This is a genomic window from Brucella sp. NBRC 12953, from assembly GCF_040369775.1.
Classification (GTDB): domain Bacteria; phylum Pseudomonadota; class Alphaproteobacteria; order Rhizobiales; family Rhizobiaceae; genus Brucella; species Brucella pseudogrignonensis.
On the sequence record NZ_BAABSV010000001.1, the window covers coordinates 165,161 to 183,534 of the forward strand.

The following is an 18,374-nucleotide window of genomic DNA, read 5'->3' on the forward strand; positions in this document are numbered from 1 at the left end:
CTGATTTGAGAGTTATTTAAGGGGAAAATACATGACAATGTTTCTTGTCACGCCGCCGGCGCTGGAACCGGTGACGATTGCTGACGCTCGCGCATTTTTGCGAATTTCGACCGATAGTGAAGATGATGTTCTGCGCCGTATCATCAAGACCGCGCGCGAGCTTGTCGAAGCCGAGACGGGGCTTGCACTGGTTGATCAGACATGGCGCCTGCGCGTTGATCGCTGGCCGCGCTCGGGGCGTCTCGCTATTTTCAAATATCCGGTAAAAGCTGTCACAGCTGTGGTCGCATATCGTCCCGACGGCAGTGCAATCAGCATGGAGCCTGAAGAGTTCATGCTCCAGCATGGCCGCCGTCCGCAACGTGTTTATATGGCGCAATATCCGGATGCACAGACGTTCTGTGGCCTTGAGGTCGACTTCATTGCGGGGTTTGGGGAAACCGGCGTTGAAGTGCCAGACGCGCTCAAACAGGCGATACTCACTTTGACTGCGCATCTCTATGAGAACCGCGCAGGCATGGATACAACCAAGGCTGAACTGCCCACGATGGTTGGTCAGATGGTCGATAGCTGGCGACGAATATCCCTATGAACAACGTGCTGTTTATTGATCCGGGTCAGCTCACGACAGAGTTGGCCCTGGAAGCCATGCAGTCTGTTGCTGATGGTATGGGTGGCTATCGCGAAACATGGTCGAAGATCGGGACTGTTTGGGGTCGTATTGAACCCCTATCAACTAGTCAGCGGGATTTCGGTATCCGGCCACGCCCGGAGATCACCCACCGCATTCTGGTGCGTCATCGAGCAGACATCGCAACAGACAAACGCTTCCGCAAAGGTGGGCGTGTTTTCACGCTGCACTCTGTCCACGATCCGGATGAACGCGGACGTTACCTTATCTGCCTGGCGGTGGAGGAGGGGCGGTGAATATCACGATGAAACTGACCTTCGATGGTCTCGTTCGGGCACTGCGTTTCAGGCAAATCGCGGTGCGGGAGGATATTGCCACCGGGCAGCTGATTGCCCGGCGCGACACTCAAAAATCAAGCGGGGAGCAAGATGAGGAACGGCGCGGCAGCATTGCAGAAGGCACTTTATGACGCCTTGAAGAATGACGAAGAACTTATTGAAACACTTGGGGGTGAGCATGTTTATGATCACGTTCCGCCCAAGACTCCATTTCCTTATGTCACGCTCGGCGAAACGCTGAGCAAGGACTGGAATACGGCCTCTGAGCCGGGTGGAGAACATTTTCTCAATATCCAGATATGGGCGCGTGAAGCAGGTCGCAAACGCGTGCTTGAAATTGCTGGGCGTATCGCAACGAGGCTCGATGAAGAACCACTCGACCTCAACGGTCATCGCGTCGTCAATCTCATGCTGACCGAAGTTCTAGCCCGCAATACGGACGGGTTCGGCAGCTATCTCGGCACCATGCGCTACCGCGCTGTGACCGAACCGGAAAATTAAAGCGCATCCCGAAAAGTGGGAACCGTCTATGCGGGGAAATCAGTCCACTGGACTGATTTCTGATCCCGCTTCGATCAGAATTAAGATGCACGTAAAAGCAAAAAAGATCGAGGAACACAGAATGGCAGCTCAACGCGGCAAGGATATCTTGCTGAAAATTGCGCATGGCACGGGCCAGTTTGAAACCTGTGCTGGCTTGCGCACCAAGCGCATTGCTTTCAATGCCGAAACCGTCGATGTGACAGATGCGGATGCTGCCGGTCGGTGGCGGCAACTGCTGGCCGGAAGCGGCGTGCAACGAGCTTCGATCAGCGGATCGGGCATATTCAAGGATGCAACATCGGATGCTCTTATCCGTAGTGTGTTCTTTGATGGTGAGATTCGCAACTGGCAGATCTTGCTGCCCGACTTCGGCACCATCACCGGTCCTTTCCAGATTGTGGCCCTTGAATATGGTGGCAATCACGATGCGGAAGTGACGTTTGAAATTGCGCTCGAATCCGCAGGACTGATCTCCTTCGGAGATGTACTATGATGGTCAATCGCCATCGCGGCGAGGTTGCGGCAAAACTTGATGGCCGCGACTGGACACTCTGCCTGACGCTGGGTGCGCTGGCACAATTGGAGTCTGCTTTTGAAGCGGACAATCTCTCCGATTTGATTGCCCGATTTTCCGGCGGCAAGCTTTCCGCCTTCGATATGCAGCGTATCATCTGCGCCGGTCTGCATGGCGGCGGACATGATGTGCCGTTTGAAGATGTAGCGGAGATGCGAGCAGATGGCGGCGCGAGCGGCTATGCCCGCATCGTTTCAGCATTGCTGACCGCGACCTTCGGAACGGAAGAAAGCGATTCTCCTTCAAACCCTTGAGTGCCGCAGTTGAATCAGTTCCTTCACGTCAGCCTTTTCCCTGGGAAGAGGTGATGCGCGCAGGTTTTGGTTTGCTGCGGCTTTCCTCAAAAGACTTCTGGGCCATGACCCCACGCGAACTTGGCGCCGTTCTCGGACCCGTTTCGCAGAGCACGAATGCTCCTTCGCGTGCGACACTTGACGCGCTGATGCACGCCTTTCCCGACAGGTAATTTACAATGACAGATGAAAACGTAACCGTTTCCGTCGAGGCGGACATGAGCGCCTTTGATCGCGCTCTGACCGATCTTGAAAAGCGTTCGTCAAGCTTCGGCTCAAACCTGACAACGGCACTGAAAAGTGCAATCGTTTCTGGCAAGGGGCTTGATGATGTGCTGCGCGGGCTTGCCAGCAGTCTGGCAGGCTCAGCGCTTTCTGCTGGGCTTCAGCCACTGCAAAGCCTTGGTTCCTCGCTAATGTCGGGTGTGATGGGCGGCATTCGCGGCGTCATGCCTTTTGCCAAGGGCGGGGTGGTTTCAAGCCCCACTTATTTTGGCATGGGAAATGGTTCGCTGGGCCTGACGGGTGAGGCGGGTGCGGAAGCGATCCTGCCGCTGGCGCGCGGTGCTGATGGCAGGCTGGGCGTTGCAACTGGCGGCGGTAGCTCCAAGCCCGTGCAGGTCGTGTTCAACATGACATCGCCCGACGCATCTTCTTTCCGCAAATCCGAAGCACAGCTGTCAACCATGCTCGCGGGTGCTGTGCGCCGCGGCGCACGGAGGATGTGAGATGCAAGCTTTTCATGATGTTCGTTTTCCGCTGGGGGTCTCATTCGGTGCGACGGCCGGACCGGAGTGGCGCAATGAAATCGTCACGCTCACATCAGGCTTTGAAAAGCGCAATGCCCGATGGGCGCATTCACGCAGACATTTTGATGCGGGAACCGGTTTGCGGTCGCTGGACGATCTGAAATCGGTGCTTGCCTTTTTCGAGGCAAGACGCGGATCGCTGCATAGTTTCCGCTTCCGCGATCCGTTCGACTTTTCTTCGGCTGCGGGCAGTTTCGCACCATCCTTTACCGATCAGGTGATCGGAACAGGCGATGGCGCAACAGCCATGTTCCAGCTTGTCAAACATTACGAAGCGTACAGTCGACCGATTACACGCCCTGTCGCGGCTTCCGTGCTGATTGGCGTCAACGGCGTAAGGCTCGATGAGGGTGAGGCTTATACTCTCGACCATGCCAAGGGGATTGCATCTTTTACCCCCGATTACGTGCCTGCTGATGGCGCAAAGGTGACAGCTGGTTTCCTGTTCGATGTGCCTGTGCGCTTCGACACAGACCGCCTAACGGCGAGCATTGCTTCGTTTCAAGCAGGTGAAATCCCATCTATCCCCATTATCGAGGTCAAGGCATGATCCCTGTCCCGGCAGAACTTGAATCACATCTGAAGGGAGAAGTGACAAGCCATTGCTTTGCATGGCTTATTAGACGTTCCGATCAGGTGGTCTTGGGTTTCACAGATCACGACCAGGCGCTGGTTCTGGAAGGTATTTCCTGCGAGCCATTAACGGGTCTTAACAGCAGCGAAGCCACGACAACGCTCGGTCTTTCCATCGCGGGTGGCGATGTCGAAGGTGTGTTGTCGTCGATACGCATCAGCGAGACCGATATTGAGCAGGGGCGCTTTGATGGTGCCGTGGTCGAGAGCTATCTCGCCAATTGGAACATGCCAGATCAGCACATGCTTTTGCGGCGCTGGACGGTCGGGGCAATCACGCGCTCAGGTGGCCGGTTTGTGATGGAACTGAAAGGTGCTGCTGCGGCTTTTGACGCTGTCTGTGGACGGCGTGTTCTGCGTCAATGCGATGCGGTGCTGGGCGATAAACGCTGCGGTGTGAACATAGACGATCCTCGCTTTTTTGCCGTTGGTTCTGTTGTAAGCGCCGACGGTCCAATTCTCAGTGTAAGTGGGCTCGATGGTTTTGCCAGCAACTGGTTTACACAAGGGCGGCTCACATGGACAAGCGGAGATAATCAGGGCGGTTCGGTGCGCGTCCTCGCACAGAGCGGCAATCGCCTGAATCTCACAGAACCACCAGTTCTTGCCGCAAAACCGGGCGACGGTTTTCGACTGGTGGCAGGCTGTGACAAGAGCTTTGCCACCTGCAAAGCAAAGTTTGCCAATAGCGCAAATTTTCGCGGCTTCCCGCACCTGCCGGGCAATGACGCCGCCTTTGCCTATGTCAGCTCCAACAACGAATATGACGGGAGCGCGCTGGTTCCATGAATATTGCAGATAGAATTCTGACGGAGGCGGAAAGCTGGATTGGCACGCCCTACCGCCACAGCGCTTCCGCGCGCGGTATCAGTTGCGATTGCCTTGGTCTCGTGCGCGGCATCTGGCGCAAGATCTATGGCACTGAGCCGGAAAGCCCCGGTACCTATGCGCCAGACTGGGCGGAGGCCGCTCACGGCGATCCGCTGCTTGAAGCCGCATCGCGCCATATGCAGCGCCGCGACGGCACTGATCCGCAGCCGGGTGATCTCCTCGTTTTTCGTTGGCGGTCCGATATGGCGGCCAAGCATCTTGGCATTATGGCCAGTGAGAACCGTTTCATCCATGCCTATGAGGGGCATCGGGTGATGGCTTCTGCACTGGTGCCGCAATGGCGAAAACGTATAGCCGGAATTTTCATTTTTCCTGAACAAGAAGGTTAAGCAATGGCGACTGTTGTTCTGCAGGCGGTGGGCGCTGCCGTCGGTGGCATTTTTGGCCCTGTGGGTGCTGCCATCGGCGCAGGGCTTGGCGCAATGGGTGGTTATGCCATCGATACGGCTATCATTAACTCCACCCGCCATATGGAAGGGGCAAGGCTCAACAGCGGGCGCGTGGCAACAGCTGAAGAAGGAGCAGCTCTGCCGTTCGTCTATGGCACGGCAAGACTTTCCGGCACGCTGATTTGGGCGACACGGCATGAGGAAAAGAAAACGACTGAACGGCAGGGCGGCAAGGGCGGTCCGAAGGTGACCTCCTACAGCTATTTCGGTAACGCAGCCTATGCTGTTGCAGAGGGGGAAATAGCTGGCATTCGCCGTGTCTGGGCCGACGGGCAAGAGCTTGATCTTACCGAAATCGAATTGCGCATTTATCACGGCACGGATACGCAGCAGCCCGATCCGCTGATTGAAGCCAAGCAAGGCACAGGCAATGCTCCCGCCTATCGCGGAACGGCCTATGTCGTGTTTGAGCGTATTCCGCTTGATGTCTATGGCAATCGCCTGCCGCAGTTTCAGTTTGAGGTTCTGCGTCCGGTTGGGAAGCTGGCGCGAGATGTCCGTGCTGTCGCACTTATTCCAGGCTCAACCGAGTTCGGTCTTTCACCAACTCCCGTTACGGATCGACCGTCGCCCGGTGAAAGCCGCACGCTTAATCGCAATGCAAAACGCGGCCGCAGCGATTGGACGGTTGCTATGGATGAGCTGCAGTCGCTTTGTCCTCAGTTGCAGCATGTGGCGATTGTCCTGCCGTGGTTTGGCGATGACTTGCGCGCGGGATATTGCCAGATACGCCCCGGTGTTACGCATCAGAGTGCTTTGTCGTCGAGCCCGACATGGAAAGTTGAGAATGTTACGCGCGGCGGAGCGCATCTGATTTCCCAGAGCGGTGAGGGAGCGGCCTATGGTGGTACGCCATCCGACCAGAGTGTGGTTGATGCAATTCGCGATGCCAAGGCGCGCGGCCTGAAAGTAACGCTATATCCTTTCATCATGATGGATGTTCCCGCCGGCAACTCGCTGCCGTCGCCTTACGGCGGTGTGGGACAATCCGTTTACCCATGGCGTGGGCGCATAACCTGTAGTCCCGCGATTGGTATCTCTGGATCACCTGACAAGACGCTGGAAGCGGCCAATCAGGTTACAGCTTTCGTCAACGGAACATGGGGGTACAGACGTTTTCTGAATCACTGTGCAAGCCTCGCAATGCAGGCGGGCGGAGTTGATGCGTTTTTGCTGGGTTCCGAACTGCGTGGTCTCACCAGTATCCGCGAAAGCCGCGACAGCTTTCCGTTCGTAACCCATCTCTGCACGCTTGCAGCGGAAATGCGCACGAAGCTCGGGCAGAGTTGTCGCATCAGTTATGGCGCGGACTGGACTGAATATTTCGGCTATCAGGCGCAGGATGGCACCGGCGATCTCTTCTTCAATCTTGACGCGCTATGGGCACATCCAGCCATCAATGCCATTGGTATCGATAATTATATGCCGCTCGCTGACTGGCGAGACGGCGACCTGGATGGTGGCAACCCTGATGGTTTTGAAGGTGCTTACGATCTTGGTGGTCTGAGCAGCAACATCGAAGCGGGTGAGGGGTTCGACTGGTATTATGCCAATAGCGAAAACCGTGAGCAGCGCAAGCGCACACCAATCACGGATGGGCTCGCGGGCAAGCCATGGGTTTACCGATACAAAGACATTCGCTCATGGTGGAGCAACCCGCACTATAATCGCATCGACGGTGCTGAGGCTCTTGCGCCAACGGCATGGGTACCACAATCAAAGCCCATATGGTTCACCGAACTGGGATGCCCGGCGGTCGATAAAGGACCAAACCAGCCTAATGTGTTCCCTGATCCGAAATCCTCGGAAAACGCGACACCCTATTTTTCGAATGGGGCGCGTTCCGATATTGCCATGGATCGCTTTCTGCGGGCGCATTATCACTACTGGCCGGATAGGAACCCAGTTTCCCCCATCTATGGCGGGCCGATGCTCGACATGGATCGCGTCTATCTCTGGTCATGGGATACGAGACCGTTTCCGGAGTTTCCGCTGAAAGCCGACGTGTGGGGAGACACACCAAACTGGCGGTTGGGACATTGGCTCAATGGCCGCATGAGCGGTGTTGCACTTGATGAGCTTATTGCAGCTATCCTCGCAGATTTTGGATTGCCGGAAGCAGACTGCACAGGCGCAGATGGGCATCTGACTGGCTTCGTGATTTCAGAGCCCAGCACGGCTCGCGGTGTGCTGGAGCCACTGATGAATGTGTTTGGTGTGCATGGCTTTGAGCAGGCAGGGCAATTCAAGTTCCGCAGCATTGGTCGTGCGGCTCCTGTACTTGACGTGGCGGCTACGCTTGTCGAACCGACTGATGGCGAAGCATTGACCGCGGTTCTTGAGGATCAGGGTGATTTACCTTCGGTAGCTGAACTTTATTGCAACGATCCGCTGCGTGATTTTCAGGTGGTCGGTGCATCGGTTCGGCGCGATATGGGCCAAGGCACGGAAAGCCTCAGCCTCTCCGGCTCAATGGAAGTGGGACAGGCGACTGCACTCGCGGAAGCCTGGATGGCGCGCCGTTATGCCGAACGGCGGACAGCAAGCTTCTCACTGCCCTGGTCTGAGGCTGCCCTGCATGTCGGTGATCGTGTGCGGCTCGATATGCTGGGCGGTGGGCGCGATTATGTTGTGTCGTCTCTTGAAGACGGAGAGGTGCGGGTGGTCAAGGCCGTAGCACTGGCACCTAATGTGGCTTTCGCTGATAGGGGAGAAACGCCGCAGCTGACGCCGGGCGGACCTGTTTCGGATATGAAGCCGATATTTCATCTCATCGACCTGCCACTCTGGCCGGGTGCAGAAGATCCGGCTGGTCAGTTTCGCATTGCCTGTCATGCGAAGCCTTGGCGTGGGGTCGCGACTCATGCCTCGCCCTCCGATGACGGCTTTGTCGAGCGTGGCCTGATCGGCGAACGCGCCGTTATGGGCGAGCTGACAGCTCCATTGCCTGGAGGGGCAAGTGGGCGACTTATCGACGGTCAGACACTGGAACTGGTGCTGTATTCGGGTGAGTTGGAATCGAAACCGTTCACGCAAATCCTGAATGGTGCCAATACCGCGCTTGTGCAGTCCTCCGATGGAAAATGGGAGGTACTGCAGTTTCTTGAGGCTCAAGAAATCGGACAGAACCATTGGCGCTTAAGCAGTCTTTTGCGCGGGCAGCTTGGCACAGAAGCCGCTAGCCTCAATGAAAAGCCGACGGGTACGCCCTTCATCCTGCTGGATGGGGGCGTTCAAAGCATAGGTTTGCAAACATCTGAAATCGGGTTGGAACTCAACTGGCGCATTGGAGCGGCCGGTAAATCGTTCTCGGACGATTTTTTCGACACTGTAAAGGCAATCGGCGGTGTGCAGGCGTTGAAACCATTGAGTCCTGTTCACCTCAAAGCAGAGCGGCTCAGTAATAGTGATCTGTTGTTCGGCTGGATCAGGCGTGGACGTGTTGATGCCGATAGCTGGCTTGGGGAAGAGATTCCACTGGGTGAAGAGCGCGAAGCCTATCAGGTCGAAATCTGGAGTTCGGATGTTCTTGTCCGAAGCGTTCAGGTGCAAGCGGCTTCCTGGAATTACCCCGGTGCAGACCGGCTTTCGGATTTGGGCAGCAGTGACTTCCAGCTTCGCGTTGCAATGGTGAGTTCTAAAATCGGAGCAGGGGATTTTGCTTGCATTGATATTTCAAGCAGGATCTGAATTTAGAAAGGAAAAGTCATGATCGAAGATAAGCCTTGGTATCTTTCTCGTACAGTCTGGGCAGGCCTTGTTGCCCAGTTTCTATCACTTGCCGGAGCTTTTGGTCTGGTCAGTGAAACTGTGGATCAGGGGGCTCTGACGGATATTTTGTTGCAGCTTGCTACAGCTATTGCCGGTCTTATCGCCGTTTTTGGGCGCATAGGGGCAACTTCACGCATTTCATAATTTTATAATCCGTGATAGCAAGGTTTTGAAAAGATGCATGAAACCGGAATATTGACTGATGTTCCGGTTGATATTATGCATAAAAACAATAGTTTAGAATGGCTTCAATCCGGAGATGGGGTTGAAGCTGTTTTATGAGCATAATTTCCTTTGTGTCGACAAGCAGAGTGTATCGTTCATGCATCGTTCAGCTGGGAGGCGCTATATAAGGGACATGATGAAACAGAACCCTGCTCTCAAAATTTTCGCGCTTCTGGCCGTTAGCATTGGTCTGTTGCCGGTTGATGCCGGTGCCCTGCCAATTGCGACGCCACAGAAGTCCAATCTTCTGGTCGCTGCCGCTGGTGATTGCGCGGCAGTTGGAGAACAAGTGGCAGCCTCACAGGGTGGCCAATTGGCCAAGGCAACACCAACCACGCAAAATGGTCGTGCCATGTGTGTGATCGTTGTGCTCGTACCTGGTCGCGATGGCGAACGCCCGCGCCGTGTAGAAGTGGCCGTCCCCGCACAGTAATGCGTTCCTGCGAGGAGCTTTAAACTTGCGTATCCTGATCGTTGAAGACGACAAGGACCTGAACAGGCAGCTCTCGGATGCGATGGTTGCTACGGGCTATGTTGTCGATAGTGCCTTTGATGGCGAAGAAGGTCATCATCTCGGTGATACCGAGCCTTATGATGCCGTCATCCTCGATATCGGTCTGCCGCAGATGGACGGCATCAGCGTTGTTGAGCGTTGGCGCCGCAGCGGTCGTACAATGCCTGTTCTTATGCTGACCGCCCGTGATCGCTGGAGCGATAAGGTTGCAGGTATCGATGCTGGTGCCGACGATTATGTCGCAAAGCCTTTTCATATTGAGGAAGTGCTGGCGCGACTGCGCGCGCTTATCCGACGCGCTGCCGGTCATGCTTCGTCGGAGCTGGTGTGCGGTCCGCTGCATTTGGACACCAAGACCTCAAAGGCCAGTATTGACGGTGTGGCGCTGAAGCTTACCTCGCACGAATACCGCCTGCTTTCCTATCTGATGCATCATATGGACGAAGTGGTGTCGCGCACCGAACTGGTCGAGCATCTTTACGATCAGGACTTTGACCGAGATTCCAATACGATTGAGGTCTTTGTCGGCCGCCTGCGCAAGAAGATGGGCGTTGATCTGATCGAAACGGTACGTGGCATGGGCTATCGTATCCGTTCGGAAGGAAATACAGATGTGAAAGGGAGCGGGAACTGAAGCTTCTTAGCATTTTCCCCCCTCTGCGTTCTCTTGCGATACGCGTCGTAACCCTTTCGACGCTTTGGGTCATTCTGGCGCTTGTTGTTGTCGCGACATTGATAAGCACGCTTTATGGCGATGCTGCACGCAACAACTTTGAACGTCTTCTGACTGCGCACCTTTTCAGTCTCGTCGGTGCTGTGAGCATCTCTCCGGAAGGCACCCTTCAAGGGCGTCCGGAGCTGGGCGAACTGCGTTATTCCAGTCCGCTTTCTGGCTGGTACTGGTCTGTAGATCCCGTTTCCTCAAATATTTCCGGCAAACTCCAGTCGCTGTCCTCGGTCGGGCGCATCGTGCCTGAAATGCCGATCACGCAGGCACCCTTTGATAGCTCATTTATGCGCAGCTACACGCTGCCAGGCCTGAACGGTGAAGAGCTCTATATTGTCGAGACCGAAGTTGTTCTCGATAACGACAATCGCGTCGCACGCTTCCGTGTCATGGGCAATCTCAGCGAAGTGATGAATGAAATCTCAGACTTCAGAAGCAAGTTGGCTCTTTATCTGGCGATTTTCGGCCTTGGCAGCGTGTTCATCAATGCTGGTATTATTCTCTTTGGTTTGCGACCACTTGATAAAGTGCGTCAGGCTTTAGCTGATATTCGCGAGGGGCGATCGGCCAAACTCGATACGTCGCTGCCGCTGGAAATTGCGCCGCTGGCAAACGAGATGAATGCGCTTATCGAGAATAACCGCCGCATTGTTGAGCGCTCGCGAACGCAGGTCGGAAATCTCGCCCATTCTTTGAAAACACCGCTTTCGGTGCTGACGAATGAAGCGCGCTCCATGGGTGGTGAACAGGGCCGCGTGGTGCTTGAGCAAAGCGAGGCCATGCAGGTTCAGATACAACACTATCTCCAGCGCGCTCGGATTGCTGCGCAACGGGATAGTGTCGTATTTCGAACTCAGGTTACACCTGTGCTTGAGCGTATGGAACGCGTAACTGCAAAGCTCAATCCGTCGTTCAATATTGCATTCAGAAATGTTTTGCCGGATGCAGTTTTCGCTGGTGAAAAGGAAGATCTGGAAGAAATTGTCGGTAATCTTCTGGAGAACGCAGGCAAATGGGGACGTCGACGGATCAAGATCGTTCTGCGACCTGCGGCGGATGTGCAACGCCAGTTCGAGATTCTGATTGAGGATGATGGCCCTGGTCTTGCTCCCGACAAGATTGATGCCGCATTGAAACGGGGTAACCGCGTTGATGAAACGAAGCCAGGCACTGGGCTTGGTTTGGCAATCGTTCAGGATACGGTTCGTGAATATGGGGGCAGCTTGTTCTTGGGAAAAAGCAATCTTGGCGGCCTTCAGGTGCGCGTTGTGTTGCCGCTGACTGAAGATTGATAGTTGTTTTTGCCACGAGGCAGACTAGAAGGTTAGATTAATAGCTGCATCCTACGATAGTATGCATGCTCATTTTTATGAAGGCCGATTTGTTATGACGATGGTATCAAGGTTTTCTGCTCCGTTTTTGATCGCTTCTATAGCGTTCGCTCTCTCTGCCTGCGGAACTTCCGGCGGCGGCAAGGGCTCAGGGCTGACTTCGCTTGGTGGGCTTTCCTCGAAAGCAGAAACACGTCCGGATCTGCTCGCGTCGCTCGGCAACGGACTCCTTGGCAGTTCAGCAGGTCAGCTGACCACGGGCGACCGTAAGAAGGCACTTGAAGCGGAATATCGCGCGCTTGAGTATTCTCCGGCAGGTAAAGCGGTTTCATGGAGCGGTAGTGGTTCGACTTCCGGCGATGTGACTGCCGCACAGCCTTATCAGGTGGGTTCTCAGAACTGCCGCCAATATACCCACACATTCTCGATTGGCGATGCGTCGCAAACCTCGCGCGGCACCGCTTGCCGGAATGCCGATGGCAGCTGGACCCCGCTTACATAAAGCCAAAGGTGCTTAAACAGTCATGCATGGGATGCATCGCTAAATTTTATCCCATGCGTATGTGCGGGCACAAATCCGCGTCCTTTGATTAAACCTTTGCGGCGAATTGCCCTAGTCAGCCTAATTCCACGTCCTTCGAGTTGGTTTTTGCCTTCGCTGAGATTAAGTCTCAGCCATGGAATTCTGGTTGACTGCCGCACTGCTGACTTTTGCAGCTACTTTGACTGTTTTGTTGCCGCTGACGCGGAACAAGCAAGAATTTTTGCCCCCTGAAAAAAACGATCTAGAGGTCTATCGAGACCAGCTGCGCGAAGTAGAGGCCGATGCTGCGCGCGGCATGATCGATGCTCCCAGCGCGGAGCAAGCACGTATCGAAATTTCCCGTCGTATACTCGGTGCTGAAAAGAGCAGCGCCGACGCTGCTGCCGAGGTGAAAAAGGTTCACTCAGGACGGTTGCTGGCTTTTTCAGCTGTGTTGGCTGTCCCCCTTATCGCCTGGGGTGTCTATCCACTTTTTGGCGCGCCCGACACGCCGTCCATGCCACTTGCTGCACGCTTGGCTAACAGCCCGCAGAACAGTTCGGTTGATGAGCTTATTGCCCGCGCTGAATCACACTTGGCTCAAAACCCCAATGATGCTCGCGGCTGGGATGTTCTGGCGCCGATTTATTTGCGTATCGGCCGAGGTGCCGACTCAGTGAACGCATATCGTTCGGCCATTCGTCTTGAGGGTGAAAATTTCCCTCGTATCCTTGGTCTCGGCGAAGCTTTGATTGCTGTCTCAGGTGGACCAATCACTGCAGAGGCAGAGGGTCTGTTTGAAAAAGCAGCTGCGCTTGAACCCAATGATATCCGCCCGCAATATTATCTTGCACAGGGCGAAATGCAGGACGGCAATGCCGACAGCGCCATTACAAGGTTGCAGACTTTCCTTGATAAGGCGCCGAAAGATGCGCCATGGCGTGCTCAGGTTGAGCAGACAATTGCGCGCATTCGAGGATCGCTAGCACCGTCCGCGCCAGCCAAAGGACCCACGACAGACGACGTAGACGCTGCAGCATCCATGAGGCCGGAAGATCGTCAGGCGATGGTTGAGGGTATGGTTCAACGTCTTGATGAAAGTCTTCGCGAAAACAGCGGGGATATCGACGGCTGGAAGCGCCTCGTGCGCTCCTATATGATCCTCAATCGCCGCGATGCAGCACTCGATGCACTCAAACGTGGAGTTGCGGCGCTGGATGGTGAAAAGCGGACGGAGCTGACAAGCTTTGCCGCAGGACTAGGTTTGGAAGCAGGGAGCGCAACACAATGAGTGCGACTGCAGAAGGTAATGGACGCAACACGAAACCTACAGGCAGCTTAGCCCGCACTGTCAGTCAGAGGAAGCGTAAGCGCCTCATGCTGATCGGCGGTGCGCTGGTCGTACTCGCAATCGCTGTAGGTCTCATGCTGATGGCCTTTAGCCAGGACATCCGTTTTTTCCGTACGCCAGCTGATTTGACAGAGCAGGAAATTACATCGGGTGCGCGGTTCCGGCTTGGTGGTCTTGTTGAAGAAGGCTCGGTTACTCGTGAGGGTAGCGAACTTCATTTCACCGTCACGGACACAATCAAAACCGTCAATGTCGTATTTGAAGGGATTGCGCCTGATCTGTTCCGCGAAGGTCAGGGCGTGGTTGCTGAAGGCCGTTTTGGCCCTGACGGTGTATTCCGCGCCGACAATGTTCTCGCCAAACACGATGAAAACTACGTACCAAAAGATCTCGCCGACAGCCTGAAGAAGAAAGGCGTGTGGGAGGGCGAATGATGAATATTGGACCAGTAATCGAGCCAGTAATTGAGATTGAAACTGGAAAAAGCCTATGAATGTCGAGATTGGTCATTTCGCGCTTGTTCTGGCACTGGCTTTGTCAGTGGTGCAGTCAATCGCGCCTGTTGTTGGCGCACAGCGCAGAGACATGCAGCTGATGGGCGTCGCCGTGCCGACTGCGCTGGCTGTTTTTGCTCTTATTGCTTTTTCTTTCGCAGTTCTGACTTTCGCCTATGTCGTCTCTGACTTCTCAGTTCTGAACGTTGTCGAGAATTCGCATTCGCAAAAGCCGATGCTCTATAAAATTACCGGCGTTTGGGGCAATCATGAAGGCTCGATGCTCCTCTGGGTGTTGATCCTTAGCTTCTTCAGTGCGTTGGTTGCTGCCTTTTCAGGCAACTTGCCAGAAACGCTACGCGCAAATGTGCTTGGTGTTCAGGGTTGGATCGGAACCGCATTTCTCGCTTTCATCATTTTCACGTCCAATCCGTTTACGCGTATTATCCCCGCGCCGATTGAAGGTGGTGATCTAAACCCGATCCTTCAGGATATTGGTCTCGCGATCCATCCGCCGTTGCTTTATCTCGGATATGTCGGATTTTCAGTCTGTTTTTCCTTTGCCGTAGCAGCGCTGATCGAAGGTCGTCTTGATGCGGCTTGGGCGCGCTGGGTTCGCCCTTGGGCGCTGGTCGCCTGGATGTTTCTGACCGGCGGTATCGCGATGGGTTCTTATTGGGCCTATTACGAACTCGGTTGGGGCGGCTGGTGGTTCTGGGACCCGGTCGAGAATGCGTCCTTTATGCCATGGCTGGTCGGAACTGCTTTGCTGCATTCGGCAATCGTCATGGAAAAACGGTCGGCGCTGAAAATCTGGACCGTGTTGTTAGCGATCTTAACCTTCTCGCTGTCACTGCTTGGCACTTTCCTTGTGCGTTCCGGTGTGTTGACTTCAGTGCATAGTTTCGCGACCGATCCGGGGCGCGGTCTCTTCATTCTTGCTATTCTCGCGATCTTCATCGGTGGGTCGCTGTCGCTTTTTGCACTTCGTGTTCAGAGCCTGACTTCAGGCGGGCTGTTCCAGCCGATCTCGCGTGAAGGCGCTTTGGTCTTCAACAATCTCTTTCTCACGACTGCTGCAGCAACCGTCCTTATTGGGACGCTCTATCCCCTGCTGTTGGAAGTGATGACCGGAGAGAAGATCTCTGTCGGCGCTCCCTTCTTCAACATGACCTTCGGACCATTGATGATTCCGCTGTTGTTGGCAGTCCCATTTGGCCCGTTGCTAGCTTGGAAACGCGGTGATCTGTACGGTGTCGCACAAAGGCTGATGACTGCCTTCGCTCTCTCACTGATCACTGTCGGTATTGTGGTTTGGCGTAGCAATGCCCATTCCGTACTTGCCGCGCTGGGTATTGGTCTTGCCGTTTGGCTGATCCTTGGAAGCCTGACCGATCTTTGGCTGAAGGCAGGTATCGGCAAGGTTTCGGCAGGCAAAGCATTTTCTCGCTTCAAAGGTCTGCCGCGTTCCGTCTTTGGAACGGCGCTGGCACATATAGGCCTCGGCGTGACCTTGCTCGGCATCGTCAGTGTCACGACTTACGGCACTGAAAGTGTCTTGCTAATGCGGCCGGGCGAAACAACAAAAGTTGCCGAATATTCGTTGCGCTTTGAAGGATTGCGTCCTCTCACCGGCTCCAATTTCACTGAAAATCGCGGCAGCTTCACGCTTTTGGATTCCTCAGGTGGTGACATGGGGCTGATTGAGCCGTCGAAGAGGTTCTTCCCGGCTCGACAGATGCCAACAACGGAATCAGGCATTCGCACGCTTTGGTTCAGTCAGGTTTACGTTGCTTTGGGCGATGAGCCGGGAAATGGTTCCATCGTTGTACGCGTCTGGTGGAAACCGCATGTGACGCTCATCTGGTACGGCGCATTGGTCATGATGATTGGTGCAATCTTCTCGCTTGCCGATCGGCGCCTGCGTGTTGGTGCACCATCGAAGGCCCGTAAATCTTCATCCAAGCCCGCTGAGGCCGCAGCATGAAGATTGCGAGAGGGTTTACAGCACTTTTCCTGGCAGTCCTTTTGTCATTTTACGGGTCGGCCGCACTTGCGGTGAACCCGGATGAGATATTGCCTGATCCGCAATTGGAAAAACGGGCACGGCAGATCTCGGCAGAGCTGCGGTGCATGGTCTGTCAGAACGAATCGATTGATGATTCCAACGCTGAATTAGCGCGTGACCTTCGTATTCTGGTGCGTGAACGCCTGACATCGGGCGATTCTGACAAGCAGGTCATGGATTTTGTCGTTGATCGATATGGTGAATTTGTTCTGCTGAAACCTCGTTTCAATGCCCAGACGGCATTTCTTTGGGGTTTCCCTGTTCTTGTTTTGCTGTTTGGTGGAATTGCTTTGTTCATTGCTTTCCGCAGACGAAATGCGGTCGTCGAGGTCCAAAAGCCTTTGTCTGAGCGTGAAAAAGCCGAGCTTTCCCGGCTTCTTGATGACAAATAAGATCTTTTTCTTCTCCTGAATTGAACCCAAACCTTACAAAACTTTCATTTTCCGGAAATTGAGCGGTAAGGTAGCTCGAACTATCTTGTGCTCTATAAAGGATTACAGGACCGGATTTGCCTTGGTGGAAATTCCTGGTCCGAGATTGCTGCTCGTAAGGAGAGACAGATGTCGAAGATCATAACTTCAAAGTACCGCAAGGGTGTTGCAGCAGTAGCGCTGTCCGCCGCGCTGGCCGGAGCCTTCGTTGCCACCGGCCCGATGGGCGTGATGAACAATGCCCGTGCGGAAGCCGTAAGTGTCACTCCGCCCCAGCAAGCTGGCTTTGCTGATCTGGTCGAAAAGGTTCGTCCGGCAGTCGTCAGTGTTCGTGTCAAGAAAGACGTTCAGGAAACAGCAAACAGCGGTTCGCAGTTTTCCGGACCTCCCGGATTTGATCAGCTCCCAGACGGCCATCCATTGAAGCGCTTCTTCCGTGATTTTGGTATGGAACCGCGCGGCGATGCACGTCCTGATAGCCGTCGTCCTGGCAGAGCTCCAAAGGGTCGCCCGGGCCATGAGCGCCCTGTCGCACAGGGTTCCGGCTTCTTCATCTCTGAGGATGGCTACCTTGTCACAAACAACCACGTTGTTTCAGATGGCGATGCCTATAGCGTCGTTCTCGACGACGGCACAGAACTCGATGCCAAGCTGATCGGCACCGATCCACGCACTGACCTCGCCGTACTGAAAATTGACGATTCAAAGCGCAAGTTCACTTATGTGAAACTCGGCGATGACAGCAAGATCCGTGTCGGTGATTGGGTCGTTGCAGTCGGTAATCCTTTCGGCCTCGGCGGTACTGTAACCTCCGGTATTGTCTCTGCTCGTGGTCGTGACATCGGTGCAGGTCCTTACGACGACTTTATTCAGATTGATGCTGCAGTGAACAAGGGTAACTCCGGCGGTCCAGCCTTCGACCTTTCCGGTGAAGTTATCGGCATCAACACCGCCATCTTCTCTCCTTCAGGTGGCAGCGTGGGTATTGCCTTTGCAATTCCTGCATCGACCGCCAAGCAGGTTGTCGATCAGCTGATCAAGAAGGGCTCAGTTGAACGCGGTTGGATCGGCGTACAAATTCAGCCGGTAAACAAGGACATTGCCGCGTCGCTCGGCCTTGCAGAAGAAAAGGGCGCACTTGTTGCATCGCCTCAGGCCGATGGTCCGGCTGCCAAGGCTGGTATCAAGGCTGGTGATGTAATCACTGCCGTCAATGGTGAGACAGTTCAGGACCCACGCGATCTTGCTCGCAAGGTTGCGAACATTATCCCGGGCGAAAAGGCTGCTCTGACTGTATGGCGCAAGGGTAAGGCTGAAGAAGTCGATATCACCATTGCAGCCATGCCGCAGGATCTCGGAAAGGCTGACACCCAGTCCGGTGGTGGTGGCGATACTGAGCAGGGTGAAACCCTCGACTCATATGGCCTGACTGTCACCCCTTCGGAAGAAGGTGAGGGCGTGGTGGTCACAAATGTTGACCCTGACAGCGATGCATCTGATCGCGGCATTCGTTCCGGCGATGTGATCGTAAGCGTCAACAATCAGGTGGTGAAGAACGCTGCAGACATCAATAAGGCCATTACCGAAGCTTCAAAGGCTGGTCGTAAGGCGGTATTGTTGCAGCTCCAGAGCAATGATCAGAGCCGCTTCGTGGCGCTGCCTATCGATCAGGGATAATGATGATCGTTTGGACAATTAGTGTCTGAAATTCAGATGCCAGGCGGTCAGTCCGCCTGGCATTGCTCCATTTACCACATCGAACTTTGTTTTTGCGCGTG

The 18,374-nt window shown here is 54.7% G+C and carries 22 protein-coding genes; all 22 read left to right on the forward strand.

Annotation, left to right across the window (positions count from 1 at the left end):
- The first annotated feature begins 31 nt into the window (after nucleotides 1–31).
- Nucleotides 32–592, forward strand: coding sequence for a head-tail connector protein (locus ABWV94_RS00850; RefSeq protein WP_353412461.1), 561 nt, complete (start codon nucleotides 32–34; stop codon nucleotides 590–592).
- Entirely contained in the window at nucleotides 589–927 is a 339-nt protein-coding gene (locus ABWV94_RS00855) for a phage head closure protein (protein WP_113498252.1), read from the forward strand. Before ABWV94_RS00850 ends, ABWV94_RS00855 begins: the two co-directional genes overlap by 4 nt.
- Nucleotides 924–1,100 (forward strand): hypothetical protein, encoded by a 177-nt coding sequence (locus tag ABWV94_RS00860; protein WP_153223303.1) that lies wholly within the window; start codon nucleotides 924–926, stop codon nucleotides 1,098–1,100. Before ABWV94_RS00855 ends, ABWV94_RS00860 begins: the two co-directional genes overlap by 4 nt.
- Nucleotides 1,060–1,470, forward strand: coding sequence for a DUF3168 domain-containing protein (locus ABWV94_RS00865; RefSeq protein ID WP_064320342.1), 411 nt, complete (start codon nucleotides 1,060–1,062; stop codon nucleotides 1,468–1,470). Before ABWV94_RS00860 ends, ABWV94_RS00865 begins: the two co-directional genes overlap by 41 nt.
- 121 nt (nucleotides 1,471–1,591) lie before the next feature.
- Nucleotides 1,592–2,005 carry a phage major tail protein, TP901-1 family gene (locus ABWV94_RS00870; RefSeq protein ID WP_113498420.1) on the forward strand — a complete coding sequence of 138 codons (414 nt, stop codon included), beginning with the start codon at nucleotides 1,592–1,594 and terminating at the stop codon, nucleotides 2,003–2,005.
- A complete protein-coding gene (locus tag ABWV94_RS00875; RefSeq protein ID WP_039859598.1) occupies nucleotides 2,002–2,340 on the forward strand; it encodes a gene transfer agent family protein in 339 nt (112 codons plus the stop codon). Before ABWV94_RS00870 ends, ABWV94_RS00875 begins: the two co-directional genes overlap by 4 nt.
- Nucleotides 2,337–2,552: a rcc01693 family protein gene (locus ABWV94_RS00880; protein ID WP_105518303.1), complete on the forward strand. Its 216-nt coding sequence runs from the start codon at nucleotides 2,337–2,339 to the stop codon at nucleotides 2,550–2,552. Before ABWV94_RS00875 ends, ABWV94_RS00880 begins: the two co-directional genes overlap by 4 nt.
- A gap of 6 nt (nucleotides 2,553–2,558) precedes the next feature.
- Nucleotides 2,559–3,107, forward strand: a complete 549-nt coding sequence (locus ABWV94_RS00885; protein WP_113498250.1) for a phage tail tape measure protein — start codon at nucleotides 2,559–2,561, stop codon at nucleotides 3,105–3,107.
- A gap of 1 nt (nucleotide 3,108) precedes the next feature.
- Entirely contained in the window at nucleotides 3,109–3,738 is a 630-nt protein-coding gene (locus ABWV94_RS00890) for a DUF2460 domain-containing protein (RefSeq protein WP_064320345.1), read from the forward strand.
- Nucleotides 3,735–4,610: a phage/gene transfer agent baseplate hub protein gene (locus ABWV94_RS00895; RefSeq protein ID WP_064320346.1), complete on the forward strand. Its 876-nt coding sequence runs from the start codon at nucleotides 3,735–3,737 to the stop codon at nucleotides 4,608–4,610. The genes ABWV94_RS00890 and ABWV94_RS00895 overlap by 4 nt, the downstream gene beginning before the upstream one ends.
- A complete protein-coding gene (locus ABWV94_RS00900; RefSeq protein WP_113498248.1) occupies nucleotides 4,607–5,041 on the forward strand; it encodes a C40 family peptidase in 435 nt (144 codons plus the stop codon). The genes ABWV94_RS00895 and ABWV94_RS00900 overlap by 4 nt, the downstream gene beginning before the upstream one ends.
- Nucleotides 5,042–5,044: 3 nt before the next feature.
- Entirely contained in the window at nucleotides 5,045–8,851 is a 3,807-nt protein-coding gene (locus tag ABWV94_RS00905; RefSeq protein ID WP_113498246.1) for a baseplate multidomain protein megatron, read from the forward strand.
- An 18-nt stretch (nucleotides 8,852–8,869) separates the two neighbouring features.
- Nucleotides 8,870–9,076: a hypothetical protein gene (locus ABWV94_RS00910; RefSeq protein WP_113498244.1), complete on the forward strand. Its 207-nt coding sequence runs from the start codon at nucleotides 8,870–8,872 to the stop codon at nucleotides 9,074–9,076.
- 217 nt (nucleotides 9,077–9,293) lie between these two features.
- A complete protein-coding gene (locus tag ABWV94_RS00915) occupies nucleotides 9,294–9,590 on the forward strand; it encodes a hypothetical protein (protein ID WP_079212552.1) in 297 nt (98 codons plus the stop codon).
- 25 nt (nucleotides 9,591–9,615) lie between these two features.
- Nucleotides 9,616–10,305, forward strand: a complete 690-nt coding sequence (locus tag ABWV94_RS00920; protein ID WP_007874201.1) for a response regulator transcription factor — start codon at nucleotides 9,616–9,618, stop codon at nucleotides 10,303–10,305.
- 74 nt (nucleotides 10,306–10,379) lie between these two features.
- A complete protein-coding gene (locus ABWV94_RS00925; RefSeq protein ID WP_079211667.1) occupies nucleotides 10,380–11,690 on the forward strand; it encodes an ATP-binding protein in 1,311 nt (436 codons plus the stop codon).
- 94 nt (nucleotides 11,691–11,784) lie between these two features.
- Nucleotides 11,785–12,231 (forward strand): RT0821/Lpp0805 family surface protein, encoded by a 447-nt coding sequence (locus tag ABWV94_RS00930; protein ID WP_113498418.1) that lies wholly within the window; start codon nucleotides 11,785–11,787, stop codon nucleotides 12,229–12,231.
- A 175-nt stretch (nucleotides 12,232–12,406) separates the two neighbouring features.
- The gene (gene ccmI / locus ABWV94_RS00935; RefSeq protein WP_113498242.1) at nucleotides 12,407–13,543 is read left to right on the forward strand and encodes a c-type cytochrome biogenesis protein CcmI; all 1,137 of its coding nucleotides are present in this window, start codon (nucleotides 12,407–12,409) and stop codon (nucleotides 13,541–13,543) included.
- Nucleotides 13,540–14,037 carry a cytochrome c maturation protein CcmE gene (gene ccmE, locus ABWV94_RS00940; protein WP_113498240.1) on the forward strand — a complete coding sequence of 166 codons (498 nt, stop codon included), beginning with the start codon at nucleotides 13,540–13,542 and terminating at the stop codon, nucleotides 14,035–14,037. Before ccmI ends, ccmE begins: the two co-directional genes overlap by 4 nt.
- 55 nt (nucleotides 14,038–14,092) lie before the next feature.
- Complete coding sequence (locus tag ABWV94_RS00945) at nucleotides 14,093–16,084, forward strand: heme lyase CcmF/NrfE family subunit (protein WP_113159822.1); 1,992 nt, start codon at nucleotides 14,093–14,095, stop codon at nucleotides 16,082–16,084.
- Nucleotides 16,081–16,557, forward strand: coding sequence for a cytochrome c-type biogenesis protein (locus ABWV94_RS00950; RefSeq protein ID WP_007874212.1), 477 nt, complete (start codon nucleotides 16,081–16,083; stop codon nucleotides 16,555–16,557). The genes ABWV94_RS00945 and ABWV94_RS00950 overlap by 4 nt, the downstream gene beginning before the upstream one ends.
- Nucleotides 16,558–16,725: 168 nt before the next feature.
- Nucleotides 16,726–18,273 (forward strand): Do family serine endopeptidase, encoded by a 1,548-nt coding sequence (locus ABWV94_RS00955; protein WP_353412469.1) that lies wholly within the window; start codon nucleotides 16,726–16,728, stop codon nucleotides 18,271–18,273.
- Nucleotides 18,274–18,374 lie beyond the last annotated feature (101 nt).

Excerpts from the sequence above, each read along its gene's own strand:
- ABWV94_RS00955 (WP_353412469.1), top strand. The coding sequence starts at position 16,726 with ATGTCGAAGATCATAACTTCAAAGTACCGCAAGGGTGTTGCAGCAGTA.
- ABWV94_RS00905 (WP_113498246.1), top strand. The coding sequence starts at position 5,045 with ATGGCGACTGTTGTTCTGCAGGCGGTGGGCGCTGCCGTCGGTGGCATT.
- ccmE (WP_113498240.1), top strand. The coding sequence starts at position 13,540 with ATGAGTGCGACTGCAGAAGGTAATGGACGCAACACGAAACCTACAGGC.
- ABWV94_RS00930 (WP_113498418.1), top strand. The coding sequence starts at position 11,785 with ATGACGATGGTATCAAGGTTTTCTGCTCCGTTTTTGATCGCTTCTATA.
- ABWV94_RS00900 (WP_113498248.1), top strand. The coding sequence starts at position 4,607 with ATGAATATTGCAGATAGAATTCTGACGGAGGCGGAAAGCTGGATTGGC.
- ABWV94_RS00855 (WP_113498252.1), top strand. The coding sequence starts at position 589 with ATGAACAACGTGCTGTTTATTGATCCGGGTCAGCTCACGACAGAGTTG.
- ABWV94_RS00885 (WP_113498250.1), top strand. The coding sequence starts at position 2,559 with ATGACAGATGAAAACGTAACCGTTTCCGTCGAGGCGGACATGAGCGCC.
- ABWV94_RS00950 (WP_007874212.1), top strand. The coding sequence starts at position 16,081 with ATGAAGATTGCGAGAGGGTTTACAGCACTTTTCCTGGCAGTCCTTTTG.
- ABWV94_RS00870 (WP_113498420.1), top strand. The coding sequence starts at position 1,592 with ATGGCAGCTCAACGCGGCAAGGATATCTTGCTGAAAATTGCGCATGGC.
- ABWV94_RS00890 (WP_064320345.1), top strand. The coding sequence starts at position 3,109 with ATGCAAGCTTTTCATGATGTTCGTTTTCCGCTGGGGGTCTCATTCGGT.
- ABWV94_RS00915 (WP_079212552.1), top strand. The coding sequence starts at position 9,294 with ATGAAACAGAACCCTGCTCTCAAAATTTTCGCGCTTCTGGCCGTTAGC.
- ABWV94_RS00945 (WP_113159822.1), top strand. The coding sequence starts at position 14,093 with ATGAATGTCGAGATTGGTCATTTCGCGCTTGTTCTGGCACTGGCTTTG.
- ABWV94_RS00850 (WP_353412461.1), top strand. The coding sequence starts at position 32 with ATGACAATGTTTCTTGTCACGCCGCCGGCGCTGGAACCGGTGACGATT.
- ccmI (WP_113498242.1), top strand. The coding sequence starts at position 12,407 with ATGGAATTCTGGTTGACTGCCGCACTGCTGACTTTTGCAGCTACTTTG.
- ABWV94_RS00910 (WP_113498244.1), top strand. The coding sequence starts at position 8,870 with ATGATCGAAGATAAGCCTTGGTATCTTTCTCGTACAGTCTGGGCAGGC.
- ABWV94_RS00895 (WP_064320346.1), top strand. The coding sequence starts at position 3,735 with ATGATCCCTGTCCCGGCAGAACTTGAATCACATCTGAAGGGAGAAGTG.
- ABWV94_RS00865 (WP_064320342.1), top strand. The coding sequence starts at position 1,060 with ATGAGGAACGGCGCGGCAGCATTGCAGAAGGCACTTTATGACGCCTTG.
- ABWV94_RS00875 (WP_039859598.1), top strand. The coding sequence starts at position 2,002 with ATGATGGTCAATCGCCATCGCGGCGAGGTTGCGGCAAAACTTGATGGC.